A 17,635-nucleotide genomic window follows, 5' to 3' on the forward strand; every position below is an offset into this window, starting at 1 on the left:
TCGGAGGAGCATGAGCGGCATTCCCGAGCCTGCGGAGTTCCGCGCCGAGGCCCGGAACTGGCTTGCCGGCGTGGCGAAAGAGCGCATCGCGCACCAGGAGTGGGGGCACGGCGACGACTCGGTGGCGGTCTTCGAGAACCGGACCGAAGCGGAAGAGCGTGCCCACACCGACCTGATCCGGCGGTGGGAGCGCACCCGGTACGACCAGGGCTGGGGTGCGCTCGACTGGCCGGCGGAGTACGGAGGCCGCGAACTTCCCGCGTACTACGAACAGTTGTACCGAGCCGAGGAAGCGGCCTTCGACGTGCCGCGACGCACCGAAATCTTCCCGGTCACCCGGCAACTCGTCGCGCCGGCCGTCCGCATCTGGGGCTCGGACGAACAGCGGCGGCGCTGGCTGCGCCCCATGCTCCGCACCGACGAACTCGCCTGCCAGCTCTTCTCCGAGACCGAGGCCGGTTCCGACCTGGCCGGCGTCCGTACCCGGGCCGTGCGGGAGGGCGACGGCTGGGTGGTGCGCGGACACAAGGTCTGGACGTCCGGCGCCCGGGTCGCCACCTGGGGCGTCGCCGTCTGCCGCACCGACCCCGACGCCCCCAAGCACGCGGGCATCACGGTGCTCCTGGTGCGGATGGACGCGCCGGGCGTGACCGTACGGCCGATCCGGCAGATGACCGGCGGCTCCAGCTTCAACGAGGTCTACCTGGACGACGTCTTCGTGCCCGACACCGACCGGCTCGGCCCGGTCGGCGAGGGCTGGCGGGTCACCCTCACCGTGCTCGCCGCCGAACGCCTCGACTCCGGCGGCCTCGGCCTGGACAACGCCGAGCGCGCCCTGGATCTCGCCCGGCAGCTGCCCCGCCCGCTCACCGGCGGAGAACAGCTGCGGGCGGCCGATCTCTACGTCCGCACGCTCGTCCAGCGGCTCACCGGACTGCGGGTGACGGCGGCGCTGGCGGCCGGTAGGGAACCGGGCGCCGAGGCATCGGTCGGCAAGCTGCACGCCACCGCGACCATGCGCGCCACCACCGACCTCGTCCAGCAGCTCCTGGGTCCACGGCTGGCCGCCGACACGGGGGAGTGGGGCACCTTCGCCTGGACCGAGCACCTGCTCGGCGCCCCTGGCTATCGCATCGCGGGCGGCAGCGACGAGATCCAGCGCAACATCCTGGCCGAGCGCGTGCTGCGGCTGCCCAAAGAGCCGAAGGGGACAGGAAGTTGAGTACGACGACGGAAGTGGCCGAACTCGGGCGGCGGGTCCGCGAACGGCTCACCCCCCGGCACCCGCACGAGCCGCCGGGTGACCTGCAGACCCTCCCCGGCGGGCACTCGGGCCTCACCTACTCCGTCACGGCGGGAGAAGTGTCGTACGTCGTGAAGGCGGTGCCGGCGGGACAGCGCGCCGTCGGCCGCAACGACGTACTGCGACAGGCCCGGATCCTGCGCGCGCTCGCCTGGTCGCCGGTCCCCGTCCCGGTCGTCGTGGCCGTGGACGAGACCGAACCGGCCTGGTTCGCCATGGAGTTCGTGGACGGCGAGGCCGTCGAACCGGTCCTCGACGAACATCGCCTGGACCCCGGATTGTGCCGGACCCGCATGCTCGCCCTGGCCGGCGTGCTCCGGGACCTGCATGGGACGGCGGGCCCCGGTGTCGCCGAACCACTCGACGCAGCAGGTGAGTTGGAGCGGTGGAGTCGCACGATGCGAGCGGTTCCGGACGGACTCCGCCCCGGCTCCGAGGAAGTCCTGGGCGCACTGGCCGCGGGCATTCCCGACAGCACGGCCCGCACCCTCACCCACGGCGACTTCCGTCTCGGCAACGTCCTGTGCCGGGGCCGGCGTCCGGTGGCCGTCGTCGACTGGGAGATCTGGGGGTACGGCGATCCGCGGATCGACCTCGCGTGGTTCCTGCTCTTCACCGACCACCGCAACTTCCCCCACCTCGGCAGCGCCGTCCCCGGTCTGCCCACCGAGGAAGAACTGCTCACCGCCTACCTCGACGGCCGTCCCGAACCGCCCGCCCTCGACTGGTTCCGCGCCCTGGCCCGCACCAAGATGGCCGCGATCATGGGGCACAACCTGCGCAGGCACCGCGAGGGCAAACACCACGACCCCGACCAGGAGCGGCTGCCCCCGACCATCGCGGCGATGATCCGTACGGCCGCCGACATCCTCGTCCAACGCTCCCCACGGTCCTGAAGGAGCCGCACCATGGATTTCGGACTCTCGCCGAGAGCCGAGCAACTCCGCTCGCGCATGGCGGCGTTCATGGCGGAGTACGTCCTGCCCGCCGAACCCGTCCACGACCGCCAGCTCGCCGAAGCGGACGACCCGCACCGGCTGCCCCCGATCATGCGGGAGTTGCAGGAGAAAGCGCGCGCCGAGGGGCTGTGGAACCTCTTCCTCGCCCACGGCGACTGGGGCGCGGGCCTCACCAACCTCGAATACGCCCCGCTCGCCGAACTGGCCGGACGCTCCGTCATCGGACCCGAGGTGTTCAACTGCTCGGCCCCCGACACCGGCAACATGGAACTCCTCGCCCTCTACGGCACGCCGGAACAACAGGACCAGTGGCTGCGGCCACTCCTGTCCGCCGAGATCCGCTCCTGCTTCGCCATGACCGAGCCCGAGGTGGCCAGCTCCGACGCACGCAACATCCGTACCCGGATCACCCGGGACGGCGACGAGTACGTCGTCAACGGCCACAAGTGGTACACCTCCGGGATCCTGGACCCGGACTGCCGGCTGATCGTCCTGATGGGGGTCACCGATCCGGACGCACCGACCTACCGGCAGCAGAGCATGCTGCTGGTCCCGCGCGACACCCCGGGCATCACCGTCCTGCGCGATCTGCCCATGTTCGGCTACACCGACCGCTGCGGTCACGGGGACGTGCTCTTCGAGGACGTACGGGTGCGGGCGTCCGCGCTGCTCGGCGGCGAGGGCGAGGGGTTCGCGCTGGCCCAGGGGCGGCTGGGGCCCGGCCGTATGCACTACGCCATGCGGGCGGTCGGATTCGCCGAACGCGCCCTGGAGCTGATGTGCCGCCGGACCCTGACCCGTACCGCCTTCGGCGGCCCGCTCGCCGAGCAGGGCGTCGTACGTGAGTGGATCGCCCGCAGCCGGATCGAGATCGAGCAACTGCGCCTGCTGGTCCTGAAGTCGGCCTGGCTGATGGACAGCTCGGGCAACGCGGCCGCCCGCACCGAGGTCGCCGCGATCAAGGTGGCCGCGCTGGAGGTGGCCCACCGGGTGGTCGACCGGGCGGTCCAGGCGCACGGGGCGGCCGGGGTCAGCGACGACACCGTGCTGGCCCGGCTGTACGCCATCACGCGGGCGCTGCGGATCGCGGACGGCCCGGACGAGGTGCACCTGCGCACCGTCGCGCGCCGCGAACTGGCCCGCTATCACGAGGAGTCCGCATGAACCCACAGGCACTGGACGGGCGGGTGGCCGTGATCACCGGCGGCTCCCGGGGGATCGGGCTCGGCATCGCGAAGGCGTACCGGGAGGCGGGTGCCCATGTGGTGATCGCCGCCCGCAAGCCGGACGGGCTGGCGGCCGCCCGCGAGGAGTTGCTGAGGGTCAAGGGCGACGGCGAGGTGCACGAGGTCGTCGCCCACGCGGGCCGGCCGAAGGACGCCGAGCGGTGTGTCGAGCAGACCACGGGCCGGTTCGGCCGGCTCGACATCCTGGTCAACAACGCGGCCACCAATCCCTACATGGGCCCCCTCCTCGACCTCGACCCACCGCGCGCGCAGAAGACCGTCGAGGTCAACCAGTACGGCATGGTCGTCTGGACCCGGCACGCCTGGCAGGCCTGGATGCGCGAGCACGGGGGAGCCGTCGTCAACATCGCCTCCGTCGGCGGGCTGGTCGTCGATCCGCACATCGGCTGGTACAACGCCACCAAGGCGGCGATGCTCCACCTGACCCGGCAGCTCGCCTACGAACTCGGGCCGCACGCCAGGGTCAACGCGATCGCGCCCGGCCTGATCAAGACCGAACTGGCGCGGGCCGTATGGGAGCCGAGGGAGCCGATCCTCACCGCGAAGCTGCCCCTGCGCAGGCTGGGAACGGTCGAGGACGTGGCGAACGCGGCGGTGTTCCTCGCGTCCGGGGCCTCGTCCTGGATGACCGGCCAGACGCTCGTCCTGGACGGCGGGGCGACCGCACTGCCGATCGGAGTGGAAGGGTGACCGGCGCGGGCGTGGACCTGTTCTCGCTGGAAGGCCGGACGGCCGTGGTCACCGGGGCCTCGTCGGGGCTGGGCGCGCGCTTCGCCACGGTGCTGGCCGCCGCCGGGGCCACGGTGTTCGCGGCGGCCAGGCGGCCGGACCGGCTGAAGGAACTGGCCGACGGCGACCCGCGCATCCACCCGGTCGTCTGCGACGTGGCGAGCGAGGCGGACCGCGTCCGGCTGGCGGAGATCGCCTTCGAGCACGGCGGCCGGCTCGACGTCCTGGTCAACAACGCGGGTGCAGCCGGCGCCGTTCGCGCCGAGGACGAGAGCCCCGGCGACTTCGCGGACGTCCTGGCCGTCAACCTCGTGGCACCGTTCCACCTCGCCCGGCTGCTCGCCGAGGCACGGAGAGATCATGACCGTACGGGATCGGTCGTCAACGTCTCCTCCGTCCTCGGGCTGGTGGCAGGTGCACCGCTCGGCGGGGCCGCCTACGCCGCCTCCAAGGCAGGGCTCCTCGGGCTGACGCGCGAACTGGCCGGGCAGTGGGGACAGGCGGGGGTGCGGGTGAACGCCCTCGCACCCGGATGGTTCCGCTCCGAGATGACCGACGGTCTCTTCGCCGACGAACGCTCCCGGCGCTGGGTCGAGCGCGGCACGATGCTCGGGCGCGGCGGCGCACCGGGCGAGCTGGACGGAGCGCTGCTGTACCTGGCTTCGGAGGCGTCCTCGTACTGCACGGGCCAGGTGCTCACCGTGGACGGGGGGTGGACGGCGAGATGAGGGTCACTGTCGAGATCGACGACGACGGGCTGGCTCGCGTCGAGATGTGCCGGGGTTCGGGCAACGCGATCGACCTCGCGACGGCCCGGGGACTGCTGGAGGCGGCACAGGAGTGCGAGGCGGCCCGGGTGCGGGCGGTGCTGCTCACCGGTCAGGGGTCCTCTTTCTGTGTGGGCGGCGACCTGAAGGAGTTCGCCACCGTGTCCGGGGAGCGGCTGGCCGGGCACCTCACCGACGTCACCGGCGCACTGCACGGGGCGCTGCGGATCCTCGCCGGCCTCGACGCTCCGCTGGTGGCGGCCGTGCAGGGGGCGGTCGCCGGGGCCGGTCTCGGGCTGGCCATGGCCGCCGACGTCGGGTTCGCCGCCGCGGACGCGCACTTCACGGCGGCGTACACCGCGATCGGGTTCTCGCCGGACGCCGGGGTGAGCTGGCTGCTGCCCCGGCTCGTCGGCCCCAAGCGGGCGCTGGACCTCCTGCTGACCAACCGGAGGGTGTCCGCCGCGGAGGCCCTGGAGATCGGGCTCGTGAGCAGGGTGGTCGCGCCGGAGCGGCTCCGGGAGGAGGCCGAGGGTGCCGCGAGAACACTGGCGCGCGGGGCCACCGAGGCCTACGGCGTGACCCGGCGGCTGGTCGCCGGCGCGTTCTCGGCCAGGCTGGACGAACAACTCGACGCGGAGGCCCGTCGGCTGGCCGCGGCCGCCGTGTCCGGGGAGGGGCGGGAGGGCATGGCCGCGTTCCTCGGCCGGCGGCGGCCGGACTTCACGCGTGCGGCAGCGCGGTGACGGGCGGGGCCGCCCGCACCCCCGCGTCCCGTCGATTCGAAGCCAACCTGAACTTGGGTCTACTCTCGGACGACCGGACGGTGATCGGAACCGGCCGTGGAGCAGAGGGAGAGACGATGGCAAGGGCGCGGATCGTGGATCCGGAGGAGGGGCCCAGGTCGAAGCGGGCGGCCATCCTGGTGGCCGCCGTGGAGCGGTTCGGGGAGGACGGCTACGAGAGCACCAAGTGGTCCGAGGTCGCCGACCGGGTCGGCATCGGGCAGACGGCGCTCTACCACTACTTCGAGTCGAAGGCCCACTGCCTGCTCACCATCATGCGCCTGGAGCTCCAGCGCTCCCACGACCAGTTCGTCGATGCCACGAAGGACGTGACGGAGCCGGTCGAGGAGGTGCGCGCGGCGGTGCGCTCCGCGTTCGCGGTCACCGAACAGGAGATCCGCCAGATGCGCATCCTGCAGGCGAACATGTCCCTGCTGGCCAACCCCCGCAAGTCCAAGCGGGAGGAGACCGAGCGGGTCGCGGCCCGCCAGCTCGTGCAGATGGTCGAGCGGGACTGGACCAACCTGCTGATGCGCGGCATGTCCAAGGGGGCCTTCCCGCTCCGTGACGCCCACACCCTCGGCCTGGCCGTGCTCGGCATGATCGTCAGCGTCTGGCGCTGGTACCGCCCGACCGGGGCGATCCCGCTCTCCGAGATCAGCGAGATGATCGAGGGATGCGTGGTGCGCATGGTCGCCGAATAACCTCCGGGTGCGTCCCGCCTCTTGCCGGGGCGGCCGTCCTGGGATCAAACTGAACTGAACTCAGATCGTTGCAAGATATGGGTAGCGAGATGTCCGTAGGGAGAGCGATCGGCAATGGTGCTTCGCGAATACATGGCCCGAATGGACGGTCAGGATCCGGAGAAGGCCCTGGAGCTGGTGGAGCCCGGATTCCGCTTCCTCATCGCCCTGCCCAGCGGTGAGCGCAGCGGAACCTCGCGCGAGGAGTTCGCCGCGTACATAGCCGGGCGCCGGGCCGTGGACCGGACCCATGAGATCAAGAGGTACGCGGTCGACGGCGACGTCGAGACCGCGTACGGCTTCGTCGTTGAGAAGGGCGTGACCACGGGGGCGTTCCTCTCCGCCGTGCAGGTCTCGCCCGCCGGGCTGATGGCACGCTACCAGTCCTTCTTCACCACCGAGTTCGACCTGGTGGACCGGCCGTGACCGCCCCGGCCGCGCAGTCCACGGCAGCGTTTCTGACCCGCTGGTTCGCCATCCTCGACAGTGCGGACGCGGACCGCATCCTGGATCTGATCAGCGACGACTTCTCGTTCTCCATTCTCTTCTCGACCGGTGACGGCGGCGCGACCGACTTCCACGGCGGCCGGGCCGAGCTGACCGGCTACCTCGCCCAGCGCGAGGTGGGCGTCCGCACCCACCACCTGCTCACGGCGGGCACCGTCGGCCGGGACGAGCTGTTCCTCGGCGAGGTGCGGCGCTCCGGAGAGCCGGAGGCGACCTTCGTGGCCGGCGCGCGGCTGGACGAGACCGGCCGGCTGCGGCGGCTGATGATCGGGCGCTCGCCCGAGGTGCTGTTCACCTGAGAAGCCCGAGGAGGCGCGATGTACAACCTGGTCCTGCTGGCCGCCCGGCCGCCCGAGTGGACGCACGAGCGGTTCATCGCCTGGTGGCGCGGCGAACACGCCGAACTCGCTTTGGCCCTGCCCGGCCTGCGGTCCTGGCGGCACACCGACATCGACACGGCCCTCGAACCACGCTCCGAGGGCTGGGACGGGGTCTCCGTCCTGGGCTTCGACACTGCCGAGGACGCGCGCAAGGCACTGGACAGTCCTGAGTGGGCGGCCGCGGTCGCCCAGGTCGGGGACATGCGGGGCCGGAGGATCGCCGTCATGGGCGGCGAAACGGAGAGGTACCCGGGCTGAGCACGCCCCTCGGAGCCGGACAGCCACCACCACCTTTCGCGCGAAGAGGCGAGGAAGCAGCGGATGCGACAGACAGTGCGGGAGTTCCAGCAACGCGCGGAGAAGGCCGACTTCACAGCCCTCGTCGACGACACGGGCCGGCACGGCGCACGCGACCTGCTGGCGCGCGCGGCCGAACTGGCCGACGCCATGGCCCCGGGCGGTTCGCCCGGCGGGACCGTCCTGCTCCAGGCGGACAACTCCTGGCGCACCGTCGCCGCCACCCTCGCCGTGGGCATGACCGGTGGCGTCCTGGCCCTGGTCAACCGTCACACGACACGGGCCGAGTTCGCGGCTGCCCTGGAGGACATCCGCCCCGACACCGTCGTCGCCGAGCCGTCCGCGGCCGGGGGATGGCAGGCGCGGGAGGGCATGGCGGGTGCGCGGACCGCCGAGGTGCTCGACGGCTGGCAGGCCCTCGTCGGCCACGGGCCGCGCGATGCCTCCCGCTGGTCCGGCGGCGCGCTCATCGGCCTCACGTCCGGCTCCACCGGACGGCCCAAGGGAGTGGTCCAGTCCGAGAGCGCACTGCGCTACGCGTGCGCCCGCACCGCGGAGATCAACGGGCTGCGCGACGGCGACGCGGTGGCCGCCGTCGTGCCCCTCTCCTCGACCGCCGCGTACTGCTTCGGCGTGGGCATGGCGCTGACGCTCGGCGGCCCGCTGGTCCTGAGCGGCCGTTGGGACCGCGAGGAGGCACTGGCGCGGATGTCCGCGAACGACGTCCGGTGGACCATGTGCGTTCCGACCATGGCCCTGCAGATGGGCTCGGCGGCCGCCGGATCGCGGGTCCTCGAAGGGGTCCGCTCCGTCACCGTCGGCGGTGGTCCCATGGACCGCGGCGCCCTCGCCCGTGCCGAACGCTCGCTCGGGACCCGGATCCTGCGCGTCTTCGGCATGTCCGAATGCCTGGGGCACACCTCCCCACGGCCCGACGACCCCGAGGAGATCCGGCTGGGCCGGGACGGACGCCCGTTCCCCGGCACCGAGTTGCGCGCGGTCGCCGCCGACGGCTCCGTCCTCGGCCCGGGAACGACCGGCCGGGCCGAGGTCCGCGGACCCTCGCTGTTCCTTGGGTACGCCCGCGACGGCAAGGTGGAGCCGCCCGCCCTCACCCCGGACGGCTTCTTCCCCACCGGGGACCTGCTGGTGACCGGTGACGACGGGACGGTCACCATCATGGGCCGGGAGAAGGACGTCATCATCCGGGGCGGCCGCAACCTCGACATCACCGAGATCGAACGTGCCGTCGCCGCCCACCCGGGTGTCGCCCGGGCGTGCGTGGTGCCGGTGCCGGACCCGCTGCTCGGCGAACGGGCGGCCGTGCTCGTGGTCACGGAGGACGGCCACGACGGCATCGACCTCGACGACCTCACCGCACACCTCGACCGCACCGGCCTGTCCAAGGCCAAGTGGCCCGAATTCGCCTTCACCGTGGCGGAGTTGCCGCAGACCACGGTGGGCAAGCTCGACCGCCCCGGAGCCCGCAGGCTCGCACACGACCTGCACACCCGGCTCTCCCCGGAACCGGCCCCGCACCCTCACCGGCCGTCGCTCCGCCCACCGCACGGCCCATCGCACCGGCAAGGAGACGCATGACCTCCCCCACGACCCGCACCCCTCGCTTCGACCGCGGCCGGTGGGCGGAGGCGGGCGCCGAGACCGTACGGCCCGGCGTCCACCGCATCCCGCTGCCGCTGCCGGACGACGGGCTGCGCGCGGTCAACGTGTACGCGCTGGAAGGCCTGGCGGAGGGGCTGGTCCTGATCGACGGAGGCTGGTCGGTCCCCGAGTCCCGCAAGGCGCTGGAGGACGCGCTCGCCGGCCTCGGCCACGACCTCGGCGACATCAGCCACATCCTGGTCACCCACATCCACCGCGACCACTACACCCAGGCCGTCGCGCTGCGCCGGCTGCTCGGCTCCCGGGTCTACCTGGGCGCCGGCGAACGCCCGGGCCTGGAGCTGCTCGGAGCACTCCGTACGACGCAGCCGGCCGGTTCGCTGGAGACGCTGACGCGGTCCGGTGCGGGCGAACTCGCCGAGCGGGTGGCCGCGATGGACCACGGCGACTTCGACCCGGACGTGTGGGAGGCCCCCGACCGCTGGCTGGAGGCGGAGGAACTCCGGTTCGGCGACGCGAGGCTGCACGTCGTCCCGACCCCGGGCCACACCCGCGGGCACGTCGTCTACCTGGACCAGGCCCGCGGCCTGCTGTTCTCCGGGGACCACGTCCTGCCGCACATCACCCCGTCCATCGGCTTCGAACTCGGCCCGGCAGGGCTGCCGTTGGGGGACTATCTCGACTCGCTGCGCAGGATGACGACGCTCGCGGACGCCCGGCTGCTGCCCGCGCACGGCCCGGTGGGCGACAGTGTGCACGCCCGGGTCGGCGAGTTGCTGGCCCATCACGACGACCGGCTCGCGCAGACCCTGGCGGTCCTCGGCGACCGTACGCTCAACGCCCACGACGTGGCGGGGGAGTTGGGGTGGACGCGGCGCAAGGTCGCCTTCGCCGAGCTGAACGCCTTCAACCAGATGCTCGCGGTCAACGAGACCGCGGCCCACCTCGACGTGCTGGCGGCCCGCGGCCACGTCCGGCGCACCCGGTCCGGCGACGGCGTCGACCGCTACGCCGCGCACCCTCGCATCAACGCCGAACAACAGGCCGGGTGAAGTCAACTGCGGTTCCGCGGGCGCCGCGGGGAGGCGCGGGGAACTGCGCGGCCGGCCACTTCGGCGCCGCGGACGCCGGACGACCCGATGAGGCACTGCCGGCGGAGCGCCTAGCGCGCCGTCCAGCCGCCGTCGACGTACAGCTCCGAGCCGGTCATGAAGCTCGCGTCGTCGGAGGCCAGGAACGCCACGGCCGCCGCGACCTCATCGGGCGTGCCGAGCCGGCCGAGGGGCGTGCCGTCGAGCATCGCGGCCAACCGCGGTGTGCCCCGCCACAGATCACGGGACCGGGGCGTCTCGATGAAACCGGGATGCAGGGAGTTGACCCGGACGCCGCGCCGCGCCCAGTGCAGCGCGGCGTTCTTCGTCATGAGCCGTACGGCGCCCTTGGCCGCGTGGTACGAGAACTGGGAGCCGAAGCCGCCGACCGTACCGAAGATCGACGCGACGTTGACGACCGAGCCGCCCCCCGACCGCTCGATGGCCGCGCCGGCGTGCTTCATGCCCAGCCAGACACCGGTCTGGGTGACCGCGATGACCTGGTCCCAGGACTCCAGGGTCTCCGTCTCGACGGTGCGCATCGCCGCGATCCCCGCGTTGTTCACCAGCACGGACAGGGACCCGAGCCGGCCGGTCACCCGGTCCACGAGGTCCTCCCAGGCCGACTCGTCGGTCACGTCCAGCGCGAGTCCGACGGCACCGCCCCCGACCTCCTCGGCGAGCTTCTCGCAGCGCTCCGCGTCTACGTCCGTCACCACCACGGTGGCGCCTTCGGCCGCGAACCGCCGTACGACGGCGTCGCCGATGCCTCCGGTCGCGCCGGTCACCACGGCAACCCGGCCGCCCAGCCTCGTCTCCTTCACGCCCGTCCCTTCCTCGGTCCGTCAGTCCCTGACACCGCGCCAGGCCAGCGCGCCGCCGTCGATCACATAGGAGGCGCCCGTGATGAACGCCGCGCTGTCCGAGGCCAGGAAGCAGGCCAGCCGGGCCACTTCCGCCGGTCGCCCCAGCCGGTTTACCAACTGCGGGGCCAGCAGCGCCCGTTCCGTCGCCTCGCGATCCCCGGCGGCGGCGAAGTGGTCCTGCGTCAGCCGTGTGTCGATGACGCCGGGGCAGAGGCAGTTGCAGCGCACCGGGGCCAGGTCGACCGCGGTGACCTTGGTCAGGTGGATGACACCGGCCTTGGTGACGCCGTAGGCGGGGCAGTTGGGGAAGCCGACGAGGCCCGAGACGGAGGCGGTGTTGACGACGGCCGGGCCGCGCATGGACCGCCGCAGATGGGGTGCCGCGAACTTGGTCGTCAGCCAGACGGCCTTGAGATTGACCTCGTAGACGACATCCCAGACCTCCTCGGGGAGCGAGGCGACACCGTGGTCCTGGCCGGTCGTGAACGCGGTGTCGATCACTCCGGCGTTGTTGACCAGCACGTCGAGGCCCCCGAAGCGCTCGGCACACCGCGTCACCATGGCCTCGATGTCGTCGCGCACCCGCAGATCGCACACGATCGCCTCGGCCTTCGCCCCCTCGGCCCGCACCATTTCGGCGGTCTCGCCGACGGCCGTCCCGGCAAGGTCGGCGACGGCCACGGCCGACGCGCCCTGCCGGGCCAGCTCCACCGCGACGGCCCGGCCGATGCCCTGGCCGGCGCCGGTGACGAGAGCGACCCTGTCCAAGAGGGCACCATCCATCGTCGGCTCCCTTCCGTCCGCGGCGGATCCAGAACTGAACCAACTTCAGTTCACTCGGGGAGTCTAGGTTCCTGCGGGACAGAGCGACAAGGGGTGGGACCGCCGTCGAGGCGCCTCAGGGCCGGTAGACCATCCCGGGCTCGGGCTTGGCGGGGGCGAGCAGTTGCGACACCGTGACGACGGTGTAGCCACGCTCTTTGAGCGCCTTGAGAATCCCGGGGACGGCGGGCACGGTCCCCTTGTGCAGGTCGTGCAGCAGGATGATGCCGTCGCGGTGGGTCTGTTCGAGAACCCGCTTGGTGATCAGCGCCGAGTCCGTCGTCTCGTAGTCCTTGGCGGTGACGCTCCACAGCACCTGCGCCAGCCCGAGCTCCCGGCAGACCTTGGCCACCTTGCGGTCCGTACGGCCCTCCGGCGGACGCATCAGGACGGGCCTGGTGCCGGTGATCCTCTGGATGGCGTTCTGGGTCCGGGTCAGCTCCGCACGGGCGCCGGCCTCGTCGAGATCCGTAAGCCTCGGGTGGGTCCAGGTGTGGTTGCCGATCTCGTCCCCTTCCTGCGCGATCCGGCGCAGGATGTCGGGGTACTTCGAGATGTGGCCCCTGCCCTGCACGAAGAACGTGGCGTGCAGATGGTGCTGCTTGAGGATGTCCAGCAGCTTCGGGGTCGTGGGGCTGGGGCCGCCGTCGAAGCTGAGGGCCACGCACTTCGCCCTGCGGCAGTCGACGTCTCCGGTCACCGATCCCGATGCCTTGTCCCGGGCGGCGCGCGGCGAGGTGTGCTCGTAGGTCGTCACCGTGAGGGCCAGGGTCACGGCGACGGCCACGACGACGGCGGCCGCCGTCGCGACGGCGATGAGTATGCGGGACCGTCTGGTGCGTGCTCTGAAGAGCATGGGAGCCCTTTCTTCGGTGGAGTTGCGCGGTCAGCGCGTGCGGGTGAGGGCGGGCCGCGCGGAGAGGTCCCGCGGCCGCATGTCGAGCGTCAGGCGTTGTCTCAGCCGGCCTCCGAGCCGGCGTTCCACCAGCCTGTGGACCAGCAGGGAGAGCCCGAGCATGCAGACGACCGACAGCGCCGTCGCGGGCAGCGGCCCCAGCCCCGGGAACGCCCGGACCAGGCCCTTGGCCAGGGGGACTCCGAGGCTCTGGTGGACGAGGTAGAAGGGGTAGGTGAGCGCCCCGGCGGTGACCGGCCAGCGCCATCGCAGTCCGGTCAGCGGGCCGGTTCCGGCGAGGGCCAGCAGCCCGAGGCAGAGAGTGAGCACCACCGCGCAGACGGCCCAGGAGGGCCGGCCCTCGCCAGGGGGGAGGGCGGCGTGGTCGGTCACCCTCAGGTCGAGCACGGTGAGCTGGTAGCACCAGGCGAAGCCGAGCAGCAGCCAGAGCAGCAGGCTCTGCCCGAACCTGTGCATGAGGTAGAGCACGATCCCGGCGACGAACAGCCCGGTGTACCGGGTCAGGACGAATTCGTCGAGCAGCGGTGAGTGCAGTTCACGGGCGATGACACCGGCCAGCAGCCAGGCTCCGCAGCAGGCCACCACCCGCCGGTAGGTCAGCCCGAGGACGAGGAGCGCGGCCATCAGCAGGTAGAAGCGTGCCTCCACCCAGAGGGTCCAGCTGACTCCGTCGACCGGATCGAGTCCCAGCGGCCCCGGCGCCATCGTCAGGTTCCCCAGCACCGTACGCGGGTCGATGCGGGTGGCGGCGGGCCACCGGACCAGCCGGGAGACCAGGACGAGCAGGACGACCAGGAGCACCGCGCACCAGTAGGCCGGGAAGAGCCGCGCGACGCGGGAGACGGTGAACTGCGCCGGGGTCCGCCCCCAGCAGCTCATGCAGATCACGAAGCCGCTGATGAGGAAGAAGAACTCGACGCCGAGCCAGCCGTAGCCACTGATCTCGTGCAGGAGCGGGGCGGAGTCCCGGAGTTCGGTTCTGCCCCAGAAGTGCGGGGTGGGCGTGCCCAGGAAGTGGTACGCGGCGACCATCAGCGCGGCCACCAGGCGAAGCCCGTCGATCGCGACGAGGCGCGACGGCCCGCCGTACGGTTCGGAAGACGGCATGTCGGAACCGGGGCCGGGTCAGCAGACGGTGGCCGGCGAGCGGCTGACGCGTATCCCGGACCGTACGTGCGGGAGCGGATATGTGGGCGACTTGGCGTCGGCGGGCATGGCGAAGCGACCTCCGTGCGGGGAAAGTTGGGGGAGTCCCGGTCAGGGGTGGGTGGTGCGGGGCGGGTGGTGCGGGTGCGGCGGCGACTCAGACGCGGCGGCGCAGCAGGAGCACGGTGACGACCGTGAGCAGGACGGCCAGGCCGCCGAGGACCGCGGTGTCGGTCCACTGGAAGGTCCAGTAGTCACCGGCCGGGTTGGCCTCGTAGAAACGGGCCACGTACCCGTGTGCCGTCATGCACTCCTTCAGCTGGGCCCCTGACGGGAAGGCACAGTTGAACACGGAGTCGTGGCGTCCGGAGGCCGTGATCAGGCCGTAGTTCCCGGTCGACCACTTCTCGCCCATCGGCGCCTTGGGGGCGCTGCCGGCGCTGACATAGGTGTGCGGCGGTACCAGGAGCCGGGTCCAGTGCGTCCACTCCAGCAGGAGGGTCGTCGCCCCCGTCACCAGCAGGGTCAGGCCCATCGCCGCCAGGACCCGGCGGGCCAGCAAACCCAGCAGGGTGCCGGCCGCCAGGCCGAACAGGGCGGCCGCGACGACGCGGGGGCCCGAGCCGCTCAGCGCTGTGGTGTCGTACCAGAACAGGCCGTAGCTGCGGTCGGCGGCCGGATGCCACCACCAGGCGAACACCCCCGCGAGCAGGCCGGAGAGGGCGGTCGTGGTCACCGCGGCCAGGGCGAACCGGGAGGCGAACCACTGCCCGCGGCTCGGGCCCTGGGCGAGGACCATGCGATGTGTGCCCAGTTCCCGGTCGCGGCCCAGCAGCGGGGCGCCCCAGAAGACGCCGATGACGACGGGCAGCAGGATGTTCAGCGCCCCGAGGTACTTCAGCGGCACGACGTCCAGCAGGAGCGGCAGGCCGGTGCCGGACTGCGTGCAGTACAGAGGTCCGGTGGCGCAGTGGTCGAACAGCCCGCTGTGCAGGGCGTCCAGCATGCCCGAGCGGTAGTACGCGGCGATCACCGCGATGAGGAGCAGGGCGGCCGCGCCGATGCCGGCCGGGACGCGCTGCTGGCGCCAGGCCAGCCAGAGGGAGCCTTTCACGCCGCCGCCTCCGTCCGCTCGCCCGCGGCGGTCCGGTCCGGCTCCTCGCCGGCCTGGAGATAGCCGATCAGGATGTCCTCCAGTCGCGGCCGTGCCGTGTGCCAGTCGCCGCGCAGCGGTCCGCGCTGCCTTACCAGGGCGGTCAGTTGCCGGCCGGCGATGCGGCGCTGTAGGACGGTGTGCTGTGCGGCCAGGGCGTCGGCCCGCTCGGCGGGGCCGGTCAGTACGGCGTGGCTCTCGCGCAGCGCCCCGGCGTCCTCGCTCAGCTCGGCGCGGCCGTCGCGGAGCATCAGCACCCAGTCGCAGGTCTCCTCCAGTTCGGGCAGGACGTGCGAGGAGAGCACGATGCTCGTGCCGCGCTCGGCGGCCTCGGACATCAGCGCCGCCATGATCTCGCCCCGCGCCACCGGGTCGAGGTCGGCCAACGGCTCGTCGAGCAGCAGGAGTTCGGGCCGCTTGCCGAGGGCAAGGGCGAGCGCGACGCGGGTGCGCCGGCCGGGCGAGAGTTCGCCGACGCGGGCATGGAGCGGGATGCCGCCCTCGTGGACGATCCGCTCGGCGGCCGTCCGGTCCCACGAGGAGTTCAGCTTCTCGCCCATCAGCAGGGTGTCCGCCACGGTGAAGCGCGGGTAGAGCGGCTTGTCCTGGGTGAGCAGGGCGACCCGGGTGCGGGCCTCGGCGGTGCCGGGCGCGGCGCCCAGCACCCGCAGCTCCCCGGTACCGGCTCGCAGGAGGCCGCCGGCCAGGTGCAGCAAGGTGCTCTTGCCGGCGCCGTTGCGCCCGACGAGGGCGGCTATCCGGCCGCCGGGCACGGTGAACTCGCAGTCCCGCAGGGCCCAGCCGCCCCGCCTTCGGTACCGGAATCCGAGTCCCGTGGCGCGCACCGCGGCCGGCGCGTCAGGCCCGGTCATGCGTCCTCCTTCGTACGTTCCCGGTCGCCCGGGGTATGGCTGTCGCGTTCGTCGTCGTGTGCGTCCAGGGCCGCTGTGACCATGGCGAGGACATCGGCCCGCTCCAGGCCTTCGGCCCGGGCGCGGGCGACCCAGTCGGTGACCTCCCGGCGCAGCGGGGAGTCGCCCTCCGCGGCGGGCCGGGCGAGTGATCGCGTCACGAAGGTTCCGAGGCCGCGGCGGAGTTCGACCAGGCCGGCCTGCTCCAGGTCGCGGTAGGCGCGGAGCACGGTGTTGGGGTTGATGGCGGTCGCCGCCACCACCTCCCTGGCCGTGGGCAGCTTGTCCCCGACCGTGAGGAACCCCATCCGGAGCGCTCGTTCGGTCTGCTCGACGATCTGTACATAGGCCGGTACGCCGCTGCCGCGGTCGATCCGGTAGTCGATCACGTCGCCTTCCTCGGTTCCACCATGCTTGTGTTAATGAATTAATGGAAGCATGGTGGATGTCCGCCCGCACTGTCAAATTCCTGTGAGCGCGTGAGCGGGGGAGGGGTGCCGCCGGGGGCCGCGTCGCCCGGGCGGGACCGGCGGCGCATCAGGCGGTGCCGGGTTCCTCGTACGGGATGCGGTTCAGGTGCAGCACCTCGCCCAGGGTGCCCCATTCGTCGCCGCCGAGCTTGGTCAGGGGGCGCAGCAGCTTGCTGCTGGGGCGGCCGTCCGCGAGACAGTCCTCGTCGACCGCGGCATGCAGCACCCGCCCGAAGACCAGGGTGCAGTTGCCCATGCGCAGGGTGGTGTGCGAACGGCACTCCAGAGCCACATGGGCGGCCGCCACCCTGGGCGGGCGGACGCTACGGCTGGCCTCCCGCTCGATGCCCGCGGTGTCGAACTCGCTCACCGAGCGCGGGAAGTCGGTGGCCGTGGCGTTGATAAGCCGCAGGAGCGGTTCGGACGAGAAGTTGACGACGAACTCCCCGGTCGCCTCGACGTTCCGCAGCGAGTCCTTCCGGCCGATCGAGGTGAACTGGACGATCGGGGGATCGGTACTGGCGATGCTGAAGAAGGAATGCGGGGCGAGGTTCTCGGTCCCTCCGTCGGGGGTGATCGTGGAGACCCATGCGATCGGCCGGGGAATGACCACCGACGTCAGAAACCTGTAGAAGTCCGTGCTGCTCATCGCCTCGGGGGCGTATTCCACACGCATGGACCGAGTATCGGACCGGCACACCTGGGTCCTCCGCAGCCCGTCGGGTGTGTCGTGCCGGCTCACGCGCCGTGCGTCTCGTCGGTGCGGCCCGGCACCCCTCGGTACGCTGTGCGGCTCCGGCTGCCGGGCGGCGGGTCACAAGATGCCCGTGACCGGCCTCCTTCCCCTTGCGTCCGGGGACAGCCGCGGCCTGTCGGTCTTCCACGCGTCGTTCGGCCCCCTGTCACACGGTCCGGCCCTG

20 protein-coding genes are annotated in these 17,635 nt (G+C 72.2%); 12 read left to right on the plus strand and 8 right to left on the minus strand.

The annotated features are described in order from the left end of the window. Positions 1-10: 10 nt before the first annotated feature. The 12 genes from ACZ63F_RS04725 to ACZ63F_RS04780 all read left to right on the plus strand — a co-directional run bounded on the left by ACZ63F_RS04725 (position 11) and on the right by ACZ63F_RS04780 (position 10,392). Positions 11-1,222, plus strand: a complete 1,212-nt coding sequence (locus tag ACZ63F_RS04725; protein WP_469708672.1) for an acyl-CoA dehydrogenase family protein — start codon at positions 11-13, stop codon at positions 1,220-1,222. Beyond that, positions 1,219-2,199, plus strand: coding sequence for a phosphotransferase family protein (locus ACZ63F_RS04730; RefSeq protein ID WP_469708674.1), 981 nt, complete (start codon positions 1,219-1,221; stop codon positions 2,197-2,199). The genes ACZ63F_RS04725 and ACZ63F_RS04730 overlap by 4 nt, the downstream gene beginning before the upstream one ends. 12 nt (positions 2,200-2,211) lie before the next feature. Beyond that, a complete protein-coding gene (locus tag ACZ63F_RS04735; protein WP_469708676.1) occupies positions 2,212-3,426 on the plus strand; it encodes an acyl-CoA dehydrogenase family protein in 1,215 nt (404 codons plus the stop codon). Then, entirely contained in the window at positions 3,423-4,199 is a 777-nt protein-coding gene (locus tag ACZ63F_RS04740; protein ID WP_469708679.1) for an SDR family oxidoreductase, read from the plus strand. Before ACZ63F_RS04735 ends, ACZ63F_RS04740 begins: the two co-directional genes overlap by 4 nt. Then, complete coding sequence (locus tag ACZ63F_RS04745) at positions 4,196-4,966, plus strand: SDR family NAD(P)-dependent oxidoreductase (protein WP_469708681.1); 771 nt, start codon at positions 4,196-4,198, stop codon at positions 4,964-4,966. Before ACZ63F_RS04740 ends, ACZ63F_RS04745 begins: the two co-directional genes overlap by 4 nt. After that, complete coding sequence (locus tag ACZ63F_RS04750; protein WP_469708683.1) at positions 4,963-5,751, plus strand: enoyl-CoA hydratase/isomerase family protein; 789 nt, start codon at positions 4,963-4,965, stop codon at positions 5,749-5,751. The genes ACZ63F_RS04745 and ACZ63F_RS04750 overlap by 4 nt, the downstream gene beginning before the upstream one ends. Before the next feature lie 116 nt (positions 5,752-5,867). After that, positions 5,868-6,494, plus strand: a complete 627-nt coding sequence (locus ACZ63F_RS04755) for a TetR/AcrR family transcriptional regulator (RefSeq protein WP_469708686.1) — start codon at positions 5,868-5,870, stop codon at positions 6,492-6,494. Positions 6,495-6,626: 132 nt separating this feature from the next. Then, positions 6,627-6,959, plus strand: a complete 333-nt coding sequence (locus tag ACZ63F_RS04760; protein WP_469708688.1) for a nuclear transport factor 2 family protein — start codon at positions 6,627-6,629, stop codon at positions 6,957-6,959. Beyond that, on the plus strand, positions 6,956-7,339 hold the full coding sequence (locus tag ACZ63F_RS04765; RefSeq protein ID WP_469708690.1) for a nuclear transport factor 2 family protein: 384 nt from the start codon (positions 6,956-6,958) through the stop codon (positions 7,337-7,339). The genes ACZ63F_RS04760 and ACZ63F_RS04765 overlap by 4 nt, the downstream gene beginning before the upstream one ends. Positions 7,340-7,357: 18 nt before the next feature. Next, positions 7,358-7,678 carry an EthD family reductase gene (locus ACZ63F_RS04770; protein WP_469708692.1) on the plus strand — a complete coding sequence of 107 codons (321 nt, stop codon included), beginning with the start codon at positions 7,358-7,360 and terminating at the stop codon, positions 7,676-7,678. Between the two features lie 63 nt (positions 7,679-7,741). Then, positions 7,742-9,316 carry a class I adenylate-forming enzyme family protein gene (locus tag ACZ63F_RS04775; protein WP_469708693.1) on the plus strand — a complete coding sequence of 525 codons (1,575 nt, stop codon included), beginning with the start codon at positions 7,742-7,744 and terminating at the stop codon, positions 9,314-9,316. Continuing rightward, positions 9,313-10,392, plus strand: a complete 1,080-nt coding sequence (locus tag ACZ63F_RS04780; RefSeq protein WP_469708695.1) for an MBL fold metallo-hydrolase — start codon at positions 9,313-9,315, stop codon at positions 10,390-10,392. The genes ACZ63F_RS04775 and ACZ63F_RS04780 overlap by 4 nt, the downstream gene beginning before the upstream one ends. A 110-nt stretch (positions 10,393-10,502) precedes the next feature. Here the strand turns inward: ACZ63F_RS04780 and ACZ63F_RS04785 are convergent, their stop codons facing one another. The 8 genes from ACZ63F_RS04785 to ACZ63F_RS04820 all read right to left on the minus strand — a co-directional run bounded on the left by ACZ63F_RS04785 (position 10,503) and on the right by ACZ63F_RS04820 (position 17,391). Further along, entirely contained in the window at positions 10,503-11,255 is a 753-nt protein-coding gene (locus ACZ63F_RS04785; RefSeq protein WP_469708697.1) for an SDR family NAD(P)-dependent oxidoreductase, read from the minus strand. 21 nt (positions 11,256-11,276) lie between these two features. Beyond that, a complete protein-coding gene (locus ACZ63F_RS04790) occupies positions 11,277-12,065 on the minus strand; it encodes an SDR family NAD(P)-dependent oxidoreductase (protein WP_469708700.1) in 789 nt (262 codons plus the stop codon). 130 nt (positions 12,066-12,195) lie between these two features. Further along, positions 12,196-12,975, minus strand: a complete 780-nt coding sequence (locus ACZ63F_RS04795; RefSeq protein WP_469708702.1) for a polysaccharide deacetylase family protein — start codon at positions 12,973-12,975, stop codon at positions 12,196-12,198. A gap of 30 nt (positions 12,976-13,005) precedes the next feature. Continuing rightward, a complete protein-coding gene (locus ACZ63F_RS04800) occupies positions 13,006-14,142 on the minus strand; it encodes an acyltransferase family protein (RefSeq protein ID WP_469708704.1) in 1,137 nt (378 codons plus the stop codon). 196 nt (positions 14,143-14,338) lie between these two features. Next, a complete protein-coding gene (locus ACZ63F_RS04805; RefSeq protein ID WP_469708705.1) occupies positions 14,339-15,295 on the minus strand; it encodes a transporter in 957 nt (318 codons plus the stop codon). Beyond that, the gene (locus ACZ63F_RS04810) at positions 15,292-16,206 is read right to left on the minus strand and encodes an ATP-binding cassette domain-containing protein (RefSeq protein WP_469708707.1); all 915 of its coding nucleotides are present in this window, start codon (positions 16,204-16,206) and stop codon (positions 15,292-15,294) included. Before ACZ63F_RS04810 ends, ACZ63F_RS04805 begins: the two co-directional genes overlap by 4 nt. After that, positions 16,203-16,634: a GntR family transcriptional regulator gene (locus ACZ63F_RS04815; RefSeq protein ID WP_469708709.1), complete on the minus strand. Its 432-nt coding sequence runs from the start codon at positions 16,632-16,634 to the stop codon at positions 16,203-16,205. The genes ACZ63F_RS04810 and ACZ63F_RS04815 overlap by 4 nt, the downstream gene beginning before the upstream one ends. Positions 16,635-16,782: 148 nt before the next feature. After that, complete coding sequence (locus ACZ63F_RS04820; protein WP_469708711.1) at positions 16,783-17,391, minus strand: flavin reductase family protein; 609 nt, start codon at positions 17,389-17,391, stop codon at positions 16,783-16,785. Positions 17,392-17,635: the final 244 nt, after the last annotated feature.

The organism is Streptomyces sp. NPDC104761 (genome assembly GCF_055583445.1).